The 17,057-nt window shown below is 39.7% G+C and carries 9 protein-coding genes; all 9 read right to left on the reverse strand.

Going from position 1 to position 17,057, the window contains the following annotated elements; genetic code table 11:
- Positions 1–36 precede the first annotated feature (36 nt).
- The 9 genes from BUR19_RS10880 to BUR19_RS10920 all read right to left on the reverse strand — a co-directional run bounded on the left by BUR19_RS10880 (position 37) and on the right by BUR19_RS10920 (position 16,985).
- A complete protein-coding gene (locus BUR19_RS10880) occupies positions 37–1,536 on the reverse strand; it encodes a glycoside hydrolase family 43 protein (protein ID WP_083600743.1) in 1,500 nt (499 codons plus the stop codon).
- Positions 1,537–1,542: 6 nt separating this feature from the next.
- Entirely contained in the window at positions 1,543–3,567 is a 2,025-nt protein-coding gene (locus BUR19_RS10885) for an NPCBM/NEW2 domain-containing protein (protein ID WP_074235347.1), read from the reverse strand.
- 17 nt (positions 3,568–3,584) lie between these two features.
- Positions 3,585–4,970: a glycoside hydrolase family 43 protein gene (locus BUR19_RS10890; RefSeq protein ID WP_074235348.1), complete on the reverse strand. Its 1,386-nt coding sequence runs from the start codon at positions 4,968–4,970 to the stop codon at positions 3,585–3,587.
- Positions 4,971–4,988: 18 nt separating this feature from the next.
- The gene (locus tag BUR19_RS10895; protein WP_175565896.1) at positions 4,989–6,086 is read right to left on the reverse strand and encodes a glycoside hydrolase family 43 protein; all 1,098 of its coding nucleotides are present in this window, start codon (positions 6,084–6,086) and stop codon (positions 4,989–4,991) included.
- Positions 6,087–6,117: 31 nt separating this feature from the next.
- A complete protein-coding gene (locus BUR19_RS10900; protein ID WP_074235350.1) occupies positions 6,118–8,679 on the reverse strand; it encodes a glycosyl hydrolase 115 family protein in 2,562 nt (853 codons plus the stop codon).
- Between the two features lie 9 nt (positions 8,680–8,688).
- Positions 8,689–11,136, reverse strand: coding sequence for a glycoside hydrolase family 31 protein (locus BUR19_RS10905; RefSeq protein ID WP_083600744.1), 2,448 nt, complete (start codon positions 11,134–11,136; stop codon positions 8,689–8,691).
- Positions 11,137–11,185: 49 nt separating this feature from the next.
- The gene (locus tag BUR19_RS10910; RefSeq protein ID WP_074235351.1) at positions 11,186–13,114 is read right to left on the reverse strand and encodes an alpha/beta hydrolase-fold protein; all 1,929 of its coding nucleotides are present in this window, start codon (positions 13,112–13,114) and stop codon (positions 11,186–11,188) included.
- Positions 13,115–13,439: 325 nt separating this feature from the next.
- Positions 13,440–15,053, reverse strand: a complete 1,614-nt coding sequence (locus BUR19_RS10915; RefSeq protein WP_074235352.1) for a glycoside hydrolase family 43 protein — start codon at positions 15,051–15,053, stop codon at positions 13,440–13,442.
- Positions 15,054–15,266: 213 nt separating this feature from the next.
- The gene (locus BUR19_RS10920) at positions 15,267–16,985 is read right to left on the reverse strand and encodes a glycoside hydrolase family 43 protein (RefSeq protein ID WP_074235353.1); all 1,719 of its coding nucleotides are present in this window, start codon (positions 16,983–16,985) and stop codon (positions 15,267–15,269) included.
- Positions 16,986–17,057 lie beyond the last annotated feature (72 nt).

Here is a 17,057-nt window from a genome sequence, read left to right on the forward strand (position 1 = left end):
TATAAGCTGTGTGGCTGTATTGTTTGGTTTGGTAAATCAGGTTTCCGATATTGTTATACAGACCATTTTAACCACCCCGTCAAAAATTCTTTGAATTTTCGCCCCCCCTCCAAAGGAGGGGAATTTTATTCTATTTCTTTTTAAACTCCAGTGGTCGAAATTGAAAAGCACTCTTCCGGCTGTAATGTTTTTACCTTTAAAGACAAAATAAACATCGTGAACACCAGAAACTGATTCTGAAATTTTGGATGTCAAGGTTTTAAATTCTTCCCAACCTCCGGTTCTCGGAACTTCAATCTCGGTAATTTTATTTCCGTCCACTCTATCCAATCTCACTTCTAAAATTCCTCCGTCAACACCTGCAGCAATTGACGCTGAAAATTCAGAGGGACCTTTTTCAAAATCTACCGAACGGACTTTGATATAACCTCCCACTCTGGTATCAGAAACATAAACACCTGTCTTTTTGTTTTCGGAAGTGCTGCATTTCTCTGACCAGGCTATTGTTTCCGCTTCGTTTCTTTTGTAGGGATTGAGTGTTGCAACGGGATTTACGCCTTCTTTGGTCATAGAAATTTTTGGAATGCTTCCATCCGGATTGTATTTGAATTCTTCAATAGACGTTGACCTTCCGTAACTTCCTGCGCCTGGCAATAATCCTGTGTGATAGAACAGGTAGGATTTGCCTTTAAAATCGATAATTCCGCCGTGGTTGGTAAAACTGTTGGTAGGTTGGCCGGTCATTATTTTTCCCTGATATTTCCACGGTCCGGTCGGTGAATCGCTTATCGAATAAGACAGACATTCGGTTCGGTCGGTCATTCCGGCATACATCATATAATATTGCTTGTTGCGTTTGTAGAACCAAGGTCCCTCAACAAAAACATCTTTAAACTGTTCCTGTTTCTGCAAAACCTCATCGCTTCTTCCGGGACGTCTCAATCCGCCAAAAGCTTCTACCGATTGTGGAATTTCGGTGATTTTTCCATCATAGGAAACCATATCTTTGTTAAGCTTCACGTAAAATAATTTGCTGTTCCCCCAATATAAATAGGCTTGTCCGTCATCATCAATAAAAACCGTCGGATCGATATTATCCCAGGTTCCCGTTGTCACCAATGGTTTTCCGAGTGCATCTTTGAAAGGACCTGTAGGACTGTCGGATACCGCAACGCCAATCGCCATATTGTTATCAACGGTCTGAACACAGATGTACCAATAGAATTTGCCGTTACGTTCAATGCATTGTGCCGCCCAGGCTCTGTCACGGGCCCAGCTGAAAGATTCCAGTGAAAGCGGAGAACCGTGGTCGGTCCAGTTGACCATATCATCAGAAGAATACACTCTCCATTTAGTCATATAATAAAAATCATAGCCGGGAACATCATCTCCGGTGTAGACATACATCTTGTTTTTGTACACCATCGGCGCAGGGTCCGGTGTAAAATGGGTTTGGATTACGGGATTTTGGGCAGAAATATAAATTCCTGCCAGCAAAAATGATAAGGCGATATATTTTGATTTAAATTGAATCATATTTTATTATTTTGATGAAATAAATTTATAATAAGCCACACCGTGCGCCGGAATATCCAGTGATAATACCTGATTCGTTGTATTGATTTTTGCAATATCCTTCTGTCTCCAGATATCTCTTACGGTTTGGCGACCAGAAATCCCGAGCTGCCTAAAATCTTTGTAAGACATATCCACTTTTTCCCTTCCGAAATTGGCAAAAGCCACCGCTTTTCCGCCATCTTCAAGGTCTTTTACATAAATTTTCAATTCGCCAATGGTTTGAAGACAAACGCCCTGTTTTCCAAAAGCATCCTGATTTACGGCGATAACTTCATCATTCGTTAAAAGATTTAAAGTAAAATCATCCAGTTTCTCAAGGTCGCAACCAATCAGTAATGGTGCTGAAAATATGCTCCAAAGGCTGATGTGTAGATACTGTTCGTCCGGTTTCAATCGGCTCTGATGTGGATTTCCCCAGCCTACGACACCTACCACCAACATATCCGGGTCGTTCCAGTTGCCGGGTTTTGCGTAAGAAGCGGCTTTATCCTGAGCCAAAGCAATATTTTTAACACTCGCCCAGGTATCGGTGATGTCATTGGTTGTTCGCCAGGATTGCGCGTCGGCATCATTCCCCCATTTCCATACATCGCCCATCCCGTATTGGCAAAGATTGTACACAATATCACGAGGCTGATTTTTTAATAAATCTCCCATTAATTTAAATGGCTTTACGCCTTTATCCAAATCTCCTCCACCCTGAAAATTGAGGGAAGAAACTTTATTCGGGTCGTTATCGGGCAAACCGTCAATCACACCACCGTAACTGCACCAATCGTATTTCAGATAATCGATTCCCCATTTGGCGTAGCTTTCTGCATCTTGCTTTTCGTAGCCGTAGCTTCCTGCGCAACCACCGCAAGTCCAAGGTCCGGGAGAGGAATAGATTCCTGCTTTCAGACCTTTTGAATGAAAGTAATCGGTTAATTCCTTCATATCCGGAAATTTTGAATTGGTCAGAATATAACCGTTTTCATCACGCATTTTCCCTTTGAAAGACGGGTCTTTTCCGTCTCTATTAAATTGCCACGAATCATCGATATTGATATAATTCCAGCCGTGGTTTACTAATCCTGATTTAACCAAAGCATCGGCAGCGCGTTTTACTTTATCGGTAGAAACTTCGTGTCCGAAACAGTTCCAGCTGTTCCATCCCATTGTTGGTGTCAAAGCTATTTTGTCACCGCTTTCGATTCTTAATTTTTTAGAAACCGAGCCTTTAGCATTTTTAGCTGATAAAAGGACTTCATAGGTTCCTTTCGTATCTATTTTTCCGGTAATAATTCCGGTTTTGGAATCTATTGTCAAACCTTTCGGAAGATTTTTTGCTGTAAAAGTCATCGGTCTGTCACCCGTTGCTGCAACCCTGAACAAAAAAGGTGAGCTGGGACGAACGCCGTAAACGCCTGCTGAATTAATTTTTGGAGTTGCCACAGGTTTTGGTGTCAAAATATAAGGTACTGATGAAATCGGGTTAAATGTTATCAGTTTTGCACCTTCCGCTGTTTCAAATTTGGCATCTGCCCAATCGGCGTGGTCATAATAAGGTCCGTTTCCGCCGTCTGTTACGACTAATTCTAATTGTTTTACACCTTCCAGCGAAACGGAAACAAGCTTTGCTTTATCCCCTAATTTCATTACCCCGCTTGACCAAAGTTTTTTGTTGTCGCCGTAAATTTCAAATTCGGCAGCGGGATTTTGACCTTTGATTTCATCATCCATCCCCACCATTGCGGAAAAGTTTTTTGCTTTGCCATTTAATTTAATCAATAAAGAACTTTCTGCGTGTGTTCCGAAGCCTCTTTTGAAAACATCGCCGGCAATGGTTATAGATTTTCCGTCTACCGAAGTATTAATGCCCGGTTTTCCGTATCCCTGTGTTGCCACGCTTAAATCCAACTGGTCTAACCAAACGGTTGACTGCGCCTTAGAAATATTTCCCGACAACAAAAATGTTATAGCAATTAAAAGTATTTTCGTCTTCAACATAATTTAAAAATTTGGATTTAATTAAATTTCCACCAATCAAAATAGAAAAGGTCTTTTTCTCCCTTAAAAACAAAATATAAATCGTGAACGCCTTTGATAGTTTTCACAGGAGTGTTGATGGTTTTAAAAATATCACCTTCCGCTTTTCCTGTCACTTTTACAGTTCCTAAAACTGGTCCGTCTAGTGCATCTGTGCGGATTTCAATCGTTCCGCCGTACATTGAAGCAACAGAAACGTCTATGGATTTCGTTCCTTTGGAAAAATCCACACCCTGAACTTTTAGATAATCTCCGTTGTTGATAGATGAAACCACCAATCGGTCGGTAATTTTTTTGCCGGTATCGTAAGGATTATTTCTTTCCCACTCGGTCTTTTTTTCTGTTTTTAAGCCTTCACTATAAGCAATCGTCTCCGCTTCTACCTTCTCATAAGGGTTTAATGTTGCAATTCTTTTTACGCCTTCAGGATTCCAAAAAGGCAATTTTTGAATGGTACCATCGGTATTGTACATCAATTCGCTCACACAAATGGAACGGCGCTCGTAATGTTTGCTTATGGTTTGTTTTCCAAGATTGTAATTGAAACCAAAAACGTAAGATTTTCCTTTGTAGTCAATAATTCCCGGATGATTTCCGTTGGAACGTTTGTCGCTGTCCATAATCATTCCTTTGTATTCCCACGGACCGGTTGCCGATTTGCCCATTGCATAGCCAATTCCTTCCGGACAGCACGTTGAGGCATACGCCATATAATAATTCCCGTTGCGTTTCCACGCCCAAGGACCTTCCTGATAATGAAATGGGTCTGGCGAACCTTTGACTTTGGCAATCGAAGGATCTTTCACGATTGGTCCGTCAACAGAAATCATATCTTTATTAAGCTTTACGTACCATAAATTGGGATTTCCCCAGTACAGATAAGCTTGTCCGTCATCATCAATGAGAACAGTCGGATCAATATCGTCACTCGAATTTTTCACAAGCGGTTTTCCGATTGGGTCTTTGAACGGACCATACGGACTGTCTGCTACCAAGACACCGATTCCTCTCTGTCCGGGCATCGGGCAATACATATAAAACTTGCCGTTTCTTTCTATGACTTGTGGAGCCCACGCTCCGTTTTCCGGGTCTGTCCATTTGAAATCTTTTAAGGAAGCCACAACGCCGTGGTCTGTCCAGTTGACCATATCGGTCGAAGTGTACAACAGCCAGTCTTTCATTTTAAATCCGAACGCATCATCTTCGTCGTGACTGGTGTACAGAAAAACGGTGTCTTTGTAAACCATTGGCGCAGGATCAGCCGTAAATTTGGTCTGAATGATGGGATTCTGGGCAGACAGCGAAAATCCTGTCAGCATCAACCCAATATTTAAAGTATATTTTAAAACTGTTTTCTTAATCATAATCAGTTTTTTTTGAATTTAATATTTAATGATTTGTTCTGTCCAGGTTGGTCCATCGATGTAAAACATTCCGTCTCTGTAATGTACCGGCTCGATTCCCATTTGTGGTCCTGATTCCCAAGGCTGGAAAGTCTGACTGTACGGATAAGGTCTTTTTTCGTACATAAAATAGTGGCAGGAATTCCAGAGATTTCCGTCGGGACCGATGAACAAAGCGTTGTGTCCTGTTTCCTGATAAGGATCTTCGGTATCGGTAAAGAAAAGATTCTCGTAGCCGTTTTCTTTTGCCATTTCGGTTCGATAACCTTTTTTTCGAGTTCCGAAAATTGGTTCAGGCGATGCCAGTTCCCAAGGTCCTAAAGGCGATTTTGATTTTAATAAACCCACTTCGTAACCTCTTGTCCAAGTCGAGAAAAACATAAAGTAAGTTCCTTCTTTTTTGATGACAAAAGGTCCTTCGATTCCGCCAACCATCCATTCCGGCCAGCCTGGTTGTTTTTTGTCGAGAAATTTTTGAATAGGTGTGGTCAATTTTCCTGTTTTCAAATCAATTTTAGCCTGAAAAAGTCCGTTGCCACTGCAATATAAATAAACCTGTCCGTCTTCGTCTTCAAACAATGTTGAATCATTATTATACTGAGGTGTCAGAGGACCGTTGACTAATTTGTAAGGACCGGTCACTTTATCCGCTGAAAACAACCAAACGCTGTGCGTTGCCATTCCTTTCGGTTCTTCTTTGGTAACTTTTCCGCTGTTTACGGTCAACCAATATTTTCCTTGAATAAAGTGGATTTCGGGAGCCCAGAATCTTCCGTTGTAAGGAGTGTCTTTCGGAAGTTTTTTAGCATCAATGATAAAAGAATGCTGTTTCCAGTTGATTAAATCTTTCGAAACCAACATTCGGACGCCTGGATTTGGACCTGTCCAAACCGGGTTGGAGGTTCCCACACAATACCACAAATCATCAACTTTAATAATGAAATGATCGCGCATCGAAATGGCGGAATCTCTTGTTATAGGATTGGTGTAGCGAAATTCTTTCTGTAATGAATTTTTGCTTTTTTCAGTCTGAGCAAACGCATTATTCAAAGTAAAAATGAATAATGAAAATGCCACAATATTTTTTAAAATCTTAATCAATTTAATTTTATTTTTTATACGGACTTTCATCCATTTTCAAATACGTTTCTTCATAACCTCCGTTATCTACAACTACTTTGTACAAGACAATTCCGGGATCCAAAGGTTCAATCGTCAATGTATAGTTACCATTTTGATTTGTCGGAAGTTTGAATGTTTCTACTTTTTCCACCAATCTCGCCGCAGCTGCAGGATACATTTTAGTATAATTATTTGCCCAAGTTAAATCCCGATTGATGCCGATGGTTTTTGAATCATTTTTATCAATATACGTTTTGATGTTGTGACCGCCTTTTTTGAACGGAAGCGTAGAATCAAAGAAGAAATGAACTTTTATAGAGGTAGGATTATTCTTTAATTTAAACTGATAATTGATGAAAGCTCCTTCTGTTTTCTGTGTGTAAGGCATCAAAGCAATTCCGGAAAGCGTTCTTCCCAAGTCGGGAATGACTGTCCATTTTGTATCCTTTGAATTTTTATTTTCAAAGAAATGTTCGGCTTCCATCGCAACCACGCCATTCTTTTCTTCGAAAATATAACCTCCGGTTTTTGCTTCTTCAGGTGTGATTCTGTAAACCGTTGGCTTTATGTTTCCTTCTTTCGGCTCGTCCCAGGATTTATAACCTATATGTGTTTGGTCCATCATATGATTCCACTTTCCACCGGAGATATTCAGGTTGTAATCTTCGGTATATTCTGCATCTCTTGCGAAACATTCATCGGCGTAATCTGCCCAATAATTGGCTTTTAGGTTTTTTTCGTCTGCCAATTTATGATTCATAGCGACTGCATAATACATATCGTACAGATTTGCCATTGCACGAACGGGATGCAAAACGATATGTTTGTAAGTGTCTTTATAAGCTTCATCTAAAGTCAAAAACTGTCTCAAAGCTCTTGTTTCCAAAGCCAAATACGAATCTCTCACCTGCAAAAATTCGCCGCTTTGAAGATTGTAAGTTTTATGGTTCATCATTTCTGCGGAAACCCTTGAATTATATTTACAATACAGATTGATGATTTCTGCAATTTCTTTTGCATTGGTCTTTCCAAAATGTTCTTCTGCAAACTTTACAGTATAATTTTCAAGATTATCCTGGGTAAAAGAAGTCGGATTCCAAGCCATATTCAGGAAGAAATCCTTTGGATATTCGTTGGGTTTTAAATCTCCTACATTCAGAATCCAGATTTTATCGACGCCATAATTATAAGTCAGCTGCAGCTGTTCCCACATATGCGGAATCTGCGTCATATTCAGCCATTGATACGCTCTTGGCGCACCGTGCAAGTCGACGTGGTAATACATTCCGTAACCGCCGAGATGTTTTTTGGCATCTAGATATGGAAGCCTGCGGACATTTCCCCAATTGTCGTCACACAACAAAATCGTCATATCATCCGGAACTTTCATTCCTTGGTCGTAATAATCAAGAACTTCGCTGTACAAAGCCCAAAGCTGAGGTGTTTCTTTTGCAGGTTTTTGGGTTACTTTTTCAATGATTTTTCGCTGGTCCTGCATAATTTTCTCAAGCAATTTAAAATTGGCTTCTGCACTTCCCAAATCGCTCATCGGTTCGTCGCCGTCGCCACGCATTCCCATCGTTACGAGATTGTCGTAATTTTTATTTCGGTTAAAACCATCCTCCCAGAATTTCAGAAGCGCATCTTTGTTGGTGTGGTAATTCCATTCGCCGTTTCCGTATTCTTTGCGGTGATTTCCCCATTCTTTCTGGGCACGCATCATCGGTTCGTGGTGCGAAGTTCCCATCACGATTCCGTATTCATCAGCAACTTTCGGGTTGAGCGGGTCGTCTTCGTTGAAGGCTTTTCCCCACATTGCAGGCCAGAGATAATTGGCTCTGAGACGAAGCAAAAGCTCAAACATATTCTCATACATCTTGCTGTTGATGTCTCCGAATTTGGTTCTTGCCCACGTTCCGAAAGCAGGTTCTTCATCATTAATAAAAATCCCACGGTATTTTACTTTGGGCTCACCTGAAGCAAAATATCCCGGAATTACGTATGCCGAAGAACGTTTTTTTACCGGAACATCATTCCAGTAATACCACGGAGAAACCCCTAATTGTTTTGATAATTCATAGATTCCGTAAATCGTTCCTCTCCTGTCGCTTCCGGCGATGATGAGCTGTTTTTTGGATTTGGATTTTGAATTTTCTACGGTTGTAATGACAAAAATTTCCCACTTTCCTTTCAAATCTTTGGCATTGATTTTTTTTGAGGAAATCAATTTATCAATCTGCTTGCTGGTTCCAACTGTTCCGATGTTGATTTCAAATTCGCCGGAAGTTTCTGTGGCGAATAGATTCGGTAGTTTTCCCGTTACTTTATGAATATCGTTCTGTAAATCTTTTGCAGCACGAATGACGGCAACATTTTCTGATGGGTCATAAAATAAATCGGCAACCTTTCCTTCTTTTGAAACAATAGGGAATCCTTTATCATCTGAAATGATATTTTCCGTGATTCCTGAGGTTTGCTGGGCAAAAGTTCTTGCTGCAAAAAACAGAAACAGGATGAATAGTTGGTTATTTATCTGACGGTTTTTCATTAGTAAGTTTTATAATTTGAAATCTACAGTCACTTTCTTTCCTGAATAACTCACCGATTTCTGCTGTCCATCAGGAAGAACTACAATAAAATTCCGTTTATCAATCATTCCTTTAAAATTTCCTTTTCGGGAATCTATCGTTAAGGTTTTTGATTTTTCGTTCCAGTGGAAAGGGATTTCGGTATAGTCTCCTTTTTCGTAATTGTAATTATCGAATTCGTCTTCGTATAAGATAAAATCTGCGTCAGTTCCCGGATAGATTTTTACGGTAAGATTATCCCATTTTTTCTCGGTAGCATATTGTACATCTGGGCCGAACGGAATAATACTTCCCGCTTTAACATATAATGGAATGCTTTGAAGATTAACGGATTTTTCAATTTCCTGACCGCCTTTGTATTTTTCATTCGTCCAGAAATCAAACCAGTCTGAACCTGCGGGAAGGTAAACTTTAACGGTTTTATTTTGTGTAAAATCTATATTGGAAAGCGAATTTTCTTTTTTGGTAGCATCGGTTTTACTCCAGCCTTCATTTTCATCGGTTTTTACTATTTTTTCGGGGGTATATTGAGCATTTAGAACAGGCGCAACTAAGAATGATTTACCGAAAAGATATTCATTGTTAATATCCCAGGTTTTTTGGTCTGATGAAAAATCCATCGAAAGTGCCCTCAAAAAACTCGAATTATTTTTAGAAACATCCCAAGAAATGGAATAAATGTAGGGCAACATACTGTAACGAAGGTTGATGAATTTCTCTATTACATCATAGACTACATCTCCTTTTTTCCCAAACTGATAAATTTCCCTCGGAACATCGGTTCCGTGCGAACGCATCATTGGTGTGAAAGTGCCGTATTGCAACCAGCGAACGTACAATTCCTGAAACATCGGATCTTTGGCACCTCCGTTTCTTTTATAAATACCGGCAAAGAAACCGCCGATATCAGAGTTGAAATTCGGATTTCCTGTGAGGCTGAAATTTAAACCTGCCGGAACCTGATTGCGCAACATTTCCCACGAAGAGTTGACATCGCCCGACCACGTATTAGCTGCGTATCTTTGCTGTCCTGCAAAAGCCGACCGTGTTAAAATAAAAACTCTTTTATCACTCGTAGTTTCACGCTGATGGTCGTAAACGCCACCAACCGTCATCAGTGGGTATGCATTTCTAACTTTTCGAAATGAGCCGAGGTACGTTTTGGTATCCAAATCTTCCGGTTTTTGGCTGAGATGGTCGGGTTCCGTAGAATCCATCCACCAAGTATCGGCACCTAGACTGAAAACGCCTTTGTTGAGATATTTCCAGTAAATATTTCTGGCTTCGGGATTGTAAGCATCGTAAACGCGGACTCCGGAAGGATAATTCATATCGGGTGGCCAGACTTCTCTGCCAGATTCCGGCCAGGTTTTGAAATTGAACAGCATTCCTTTTTTGTCCATTTCACGGTACGGGTTCGTCATCGGACCAAATGACGACCAAATGGAAACGGAAAGATGCGCATTCATATCGTGGATATCCTGTATCATTTTTTTGGCATCAGGAAAATCGGGGCTGATAAAATCCATCGCATTCCACTGGTAATTGTTGCCCCAATACTGCCAATCCTGGATAATTCCGTCCAAAGGAACTTTCAAATCACGGTATTTTTTAACGACATCCACCAATTCTTCCTGACTTTTATAGCGTTCCTTGCTCTGCCAGAAACCATAAGTCCATAAAGGAATCATCGGCACTTTTCCCGTCAGGTTTCGTATTCCAGCAACTACACCATCCGCATTTTTTCCGTAGATAAAATAATAATCCACACCTTCCCCAACTTCCGATGAGAATGATGTTTTGTCTGGTTTATCGGTAAATTGTGTCGGAGAATAGTTATCCCAGAAAACGCCATAACCTTTTACAGTCTGAAAAAACGGCACAAAATCCCAAGTGTTATTCTGAATCATTTTTACATCCGTATTTCGCTGGGACATTTTACCATTCTGTAAAATTCCTAAGCCGTAGATGGGTTCGTCTTTTTCCAGCTGAAAAGACTGTGTCACCGAATAAGTAGGGTTTCCAGCATCATTAAAGGGTTTGAAATCACTTCCTATTTCCTTTAAAAGTTCTTTTCCTGAGGATGAATTGTAAGTGATTTTACCATTTTTAGCATCAATGAAAATATTTAAATCATTTGTTTTTAATGAAATAATATGATTGTTTTCTGAAACTGAAAATTTAGTTTTCTGTTCTTTTTTGATTACTGACAGACTGTTTTTGACAAATGATTTTCCGGCGGGATATTTAATAATTCTAATCGTATTTTCTCCATACAATTTCACTTCAACATTCATATTATCATTAGAAAACTTCAATCCTGAATCTGTCTTCTGATAAGATTGCGCAACAATATTTCCCGATACAATAACGACCGTGATAATAAGTGCTTTTATTTTTATTCTGTTGAAATTCATTGTACAGGGATTTTAGAGTTGAACATTAACAGTCTGTTAGGATTACATTTTAATTTTTAAAAAGCTCCTGAGCAAACTGATGTAAACTGTCTCTCCAAACCGGCCAGCTGTGACCTCCCGGATAATCTCTGTACGAATATTTAATTCCGATTTTATCCAGTTCTTTCAGCATTTTCTGACCGTTTTCGTAAGCGATATCGTCTTTTCCGCCCATTGAAATCCAGAAATTTTTGACATTGGATGAAAAGGCAGATTTATTTTCATTTAAAAATTTGTACTGTTTGTCGGCAACGTCCTGAAGCATCGGCAACATATATCCAGAACTGAAAACACCTAGACTTGAGAACATATCCGAATTCTGAATTCCTGCATACAATGTATAGATCCCGCCCATAGAAAGTCCGGCCAAAGCGCGGTTTTCTTTACCTTTTTTTATTCTGTAATTAGATTCTGCAAAGGGAATGATGGATTCTTTCAGCTCTTTTTCAAACATCTGAAGATTGCGCTCACCAAAATTTCGGATTCCGCCTTGTCCAATATTCGCATCGGGCATAATGATGACCATCTTTTTAGCTTTCCCTTCCGCAATAAGATTATCCAAAATCAGATTCGTTTTGCCCTGATTCGCCCAACCGCTTTCATCTTCGCCACCACCGTGTAAAATATACAATGCCGGATAAGATTCAGAAGAATTTTGGTCGTAACCCGGTGGCGTGTAGATGAAAACCCGTCTCCAAGAATTAGTGACTTTGGAATAGAAATTTTTGATGCGGATATCACCGTGCGGAACGTCTTTTAATGCATAGAAATCATCGCCATCAAAAGGAATATCGATTCCACTGGCATATCTTCCCATCCCGTAAAATGTTTCGCTGGATGGGTCTGCTACTGTAACACCATCAATCAGCAAAGAATAATAATGGAAACTTCCGCTTTGTGCATCCGTCGTTCCTGTCCAAAAGCCGTCTGTATCTTTTTTCAGGTCATATTTTTTTCCTAAATCGATCTGAACTTTTTGCGCTTCCGGCGCTTTTACCTTGAACATCACTCTTCCATCGGGAAGGATTTGAGGATACTGCGCATTTCTGATATTGGTTGCTGCAGGTGTTCCTAAAACGGTAAATCCGTCAAATTTAGTTTTATCAACAGGCTTAAATAAGAGCTGTGAAAAGATGTATAAATCATTTTTCCAAACCTTAAAATCGTGACCGCCCGGTTCGATGTAGAAAATATGCGGGATTTTATTTTTCTTCAGATAATCGCTGGTTCTTTTGCTGAAAGGCATCAATCCGTCTGCATCGCCACAAGAAATAAAAATGAGCTTCAGCTTCAGTGCATCTTGTGGATTGGGTAAAAGCTTGCTCGGTTCTTTCGTGTTAGGTGCTGAAGAAAATGCCCCCAGCCACGCAAATTTATCAATGTTTCCGAAAGCAAAATTCTGTGTTTGTCCTCCTCCCATTGACAAACCCGCTAAAGCCCGGTTTTCACGGTCTTTTTTAACAGGATATTTTTTCTCTACAAACGGAATCAGGTCATTCAGCAAATCTTTTTCAAAAGTTGCGAAAGCTTCGACTTTATCCGGAGCCATAATATTTCCTGTTGCCCTATCATCTTTCATCGCACGGCCGTTCGGCAAAACAACAATCATCGGTGTGAGTTTTCCCTGTGCGTAGAGATTGTCCAGGATAACATTCGGTTTTCCTTGGTTAAACCATTCTTTTTCGTCTCCGCCAATGCCGTGAAGAAGATAAAGAACAGGATATTTTTCCCCTTTTTTGAATCCCGGCGGTGTGTAAACCAAAGCTTTCCTTGTAGTTCCGACGGTTTTTGAAGTATATTGAATCGTATCAATTCTTCCGTGCGGAATATCTTTTCTTTCCACATCAAAACCTTGCGGCGCCTGTCTGTCAGTATTTTGCGCAGAAACATACAGACCATACAATAGAAAAGTGACAGTGAATATCAGGGAATTTTTCATAAATTTTTATTTGTGATTTTTACACTTATTAATTTAGACAAAAAAATAAGACCGACAAGGGTTTTATCTTTTTTACATTTTTAATGTTAATTATCATTGCCGTAATTAACAGGTCGCCTCTACGAGGCTTTGGGGTTTTAACAATTATTTGCTATTAACAGGATTCTCCTATGGAGCAATAATCCTAATTTATTTTAACAGCGAATCTCTCGCAGCCCGACTTGAGCGGAAATCCTTTTTTGCTTGTACTCTAGTTCTATTTAATCTCTGCAAAAAAGATTGAGAGCGGAAGGCGGATAAAGCTTCCCAAATTATTCAACTCTAATTATTCCGAACTTTTATTCACTCTGAAAAAATCAACATCTACAAAACCTCCCAGATTTTTGGTAGCATAATTGAAAATCGCAAACTTTGAACCCATAAAAAATCTCCGGTAATCGAAAATCATTTTGTAATCTTTTGCCATTTCGGTCCAGTTTTTTTGGTCAGTGCTGTAATAAAAATCGGCCAAATCTTTTCCGAGATTAAAATCGGCATCAATTTTAAAATAAACTTTGTCCGAGTTTAATGGGATTCTCTTTTTTTCATCTTTTTTAACACCTGTAACCGCCTTCGTCTTATTATCTAAACTGACTTCATTGGTTGAAAAAACAATAAACTTCTTACCATTTTCCATTACCACAGACAAAATCCCGGAATCACCGTTGAACGCACTGAAACCTGCAACATCACCGTCTTTCATCCCCTTCACATCCAGAGCAACAATGCCACTGGATTTCGGACCTTCCATTCTTTGCGTTAGTGTATTGGGAGCAAGGTAGAGATTATCAACGACTCTATTCGTTTTTAACCTTAAAAAGCCTTTCCTGTCGGATAAAGACCAAGCTGAATTGACAGGATTATGATTCCACTGCCACTGGATTTTCATTTTTTTGTCGGAGAATTCATCACTTTCTACCAAATGATTTTTTGGTTTAAATGGCGAAAGTGGAATTTCACCTGTCAACGGCACTTTTCCGTTGTCACCCAAAATGGGCAAGTCATTTTCCCATTTCACAGGGAGCAAAATAGGAACCCTTCCTACTCCATTTCTGTCTTGAAAAATCAGGGAATACCAATTTCCGTTTTTATCGTCAATCAAAGCACCTTGTCCGGCGTAGGAAAATCCAAGAAAATTGTCTTCAAGAATGACTTTTTTCTCATAAGGTCCCGTTACTCTATCAGCTCTGTAAACTTCCTGACGACGTTTTCCGCCTCTCGGCCAGGAAATCATCATCATATAATATTTTCCGTCTTTTTTAATGATTTGGTTACCTTCCAAAAGTCCGGTTTCCGATTCATCTTTCTGAAAAACTTCCGTTCCATCCTGATTTCCGATAATGGTTTTAAAATCCGGACTCAGCTCAAAAACTTTGTTGGAAGTAAAAACGTAAACTCTATCATCATCATCAAAAAGCAAAGATGCATCGTGAAAATGTCTGGTTCTCGTGATGAGCTTCCAATTGCCTTTTTCAGGATTGTCGGTAACATAAAAATAGGATTTGAAAGGCTCATCATTCGGGGAAAACAGAACGTAATATTTTCCTTTGTGATAACGAATGGACGACGCCCATTGCCCACGTCCGTAAACGCTTCCGTCTATCAAATCGTATTTTGAATTATCATTTAGTGTATCAAAAACATAGCTCGACATTTCCCAATGGACCAAATCTTTGGAATGCATTACCGGAGCGCCCGGCATCAGGTGCATAGTGGTGCTTATCAGGTAAAAATCGTCGCCATTTCTGGTGATTGACAAATCCGGTGCATCCGCCCAGATAATCGGGTTTCTGAATGCCGTTGTCTCCTGTTTTTTCACAGGATTTACCTGGGCTGAAAGAAGATTCAGCCCGATACATCCCAAAAAAGAAACTATATAAAATGGTTGATTAATTTTCACGGTTTTGATATTTTGGTTTGGTTGATTTAATCAATCTTAAAAACACTTCAACAAGCTCAGTGTGACATTGCTAATACTAACTGTTTATTTCAAATTGGCTTATCACATCAAAGCCTATATTATCTTAAGTTTTGGCTAAAGCCGATTGATTGTTTTTCTTTGAAAACGGGCTAAAGCCCGTTCCTATTGATATTATGTACGATTATTTCAATGCTAATTTGGCACAATATCGTTTGACGAAGTACTGTACAATCCGATTAAGCTTCCTGTGAAACCGCCTGCAACATCTGTGGAAAGAATATCGCCGGAAACCGGACCTCCCAAATTTTTAAAATTCTTGCCATCTGTTGCGTAATTAAAGCTGATGTTGTCTTTCTCTCCTGTAACCTGAAATTTAATGGTTTTACCTAAAGAAATTTTCTCGCTGGCTACTAATGTTGACGCCCCTTTTTCGGTTCTTTCCAAAACAATGTAGAAATCTTTGTCTTTCTTCGTAATTCCGAAAACGTAATTGAATGTTTCGCTTTGGTAGAGCGTAATTCCAGCCAATTCTTTTTCAGATTTTGGTTTATAATCTAAGGTTACGGAAGTTTCGAAATCTTCGTGCTGTAATCTGTGGAACAAAGATGAGATCGGAGCCAATGCTTTGATATTCGTTTCCATAGGATTCACTTTTACACCCGTTTTCGTAGTCGTAATGAAGTTTTCACGCGGTCCGCGCATCGCAATCCAACGGAAATCGAGGTTTTTATCGGTCAGTTTATCATTATACGTGAAATTCCCGTTCGGAAAGAATCCGTTTTGTCCAGTTTGATTCTGAACACCTTGTGGCATTTTCAATTTCGGCTTCATTGGAACCAAGCCATTTTGAAACACAGGATAAGTTCCGCTCCAGTCAACCGGAAGAATAAAGGTTTCTCTACCGTGATTTACACGTCCTTTTTCGTTGGGACGAATGGCTAAAAACACACCGTACCACTGTCCGTTACGGCCTTCTACCAAATCGGCGTGACCCGCCCAATCCACTTTTTCCTTTCTGTCTCTAGGAAAATATCTCTGCGTCAAAATCGGGTTATTTTTAGCGGGAACGAATGGTCCTTTCGGAGAATCTGCCATAAAAATAACCTCGCTGTGGTTGCCTCCGGTTCCGCCTTCTGCGCACATCAGGTAATATTTTCCTTTGTATTTGTATAAATGCGGACCTTCAATCCAAATCGGTTTTTGAGAAAGGTCGACTCCACCGTTTACAATAATTCTGTCTGAACCTGCGATAACCTGATCTTTTTCCAAATCGTAATCCCACATTTTGATGACGCGGTGACCTTGATACTGTTCTGTTCCTTTTGGCGGTGCATCGTTATGAACGATGTATGCTTTGCCATCATCATCAAAGAAAATGGCAGGATCGATCCCGTCGAAATTCAGTTTTTGCACTTCACTCCAGCCTTTTGCCGGGTCTTTGGTTTTTACGACCATATTACCGACTCCGCCCGCGATTTGGGTGGTAATCATATAAAAAGTGTCGTTGTACTTGTTGTATTTGATGTCCGGTGCATAAATTCCCTGAGAAACGACACCTTTTTCTACTTTAAGTTGTGAAGGCCTGTCGAGAACGTGCCCAATCTGCTTCCAATTGACCAAATCTTTAGAGGTGAAAATCGGAACGCCCGGAAACATTGAGAAAGAAGAATTAACCAAGTAATAATCTTCTCCTTTTTTGGTGATACTTGGGTCAGGATAGCAGCCCTGGAGAATCGGAGAATAGAATTCGTCCGGTTTCAGAGGGTTGTCATTATATATTTTATCGTTTCCTCTGTATTGAAAATCGGTAAAAATCTGTGCTTGCAAACTGGTTACAGAAAGTAGAGCCAGAGTAGCAAAAATGCTGGTTTTGTTTCTTAGGAAATTTGGATTCATTGTTATCTTTTTCATATATAATTTTTAATTTTTTTTAATCGTTGAACATTTCGGGTTCGTTTTATTTATATTGATAGGATTTTATCC

The sequence above is a fragment of the Epilithonimonas zeae genome (assembly GCF_900141765.1).
In the GTDB taxonomy this organism is placed as follows: Bacteria; Bacteroidota; Bacteroidia; order Flavobacteriales; family Weeksellaceae; genus Epilithonimonas; species Epilithonimonas zeae.

What these genes read in the sequence shown, in the direction of transcription:
- BUR19_RS10880 (WP_083600743.1), bottom strand. Translation starts at nt 1,536, where the DNA reads ATGATTCAATTTAAATCAAAATATATCGCCTTATCATTTTTGCTGGCA.
- BUR19_RS10885 (WP_074235347.1), bottom strand. Translation starts at nt 3,567, where the DNA reads ATGTTGAAGACGAAAATACTTTTAATTGCTATAACATTTTTGTTGTCG.
- BUR19_RS10890 (WP_074235348.1), bottom strand. Translation starts at nt 4,970, where the DNA reads ATGATTAAGAAAACAGTTTTAAAATATACTTTAAATATTGGGTTGATG.
- BUR19_RS10900 (WP_074235350.1), bottom strand. Translation starts at nt 8,679, where the DNA reads ATGAAAAACCGTCAGATAAATAACCAACTATTCATCCTGTTTCTGTTT.
- BUR19_RS10905 (WP_083600744.1), bottom strand. Translation starts at nt 11,136, where the DNA reads ATGAATTTCAACAGAATAAAAATAAAAGCACTTATTATCACGGTCGTT.
- BUR19_RS10910 (WP_074235351.1), bottom strand. Translation starts at nt 13,114, where the DNA reads ATGAAAAATTCCCTGATATTCACTGTCACTTTTCTATTGTATGGTCTG.
- BUR19_RS10920 (WP_074235353.1), bottom strand. Translation starts at nt 16,985, where the DNA reads ATGAAAAAGATAACAATGAATCCAAATTTCCTAAGAAACAAAACCAGC.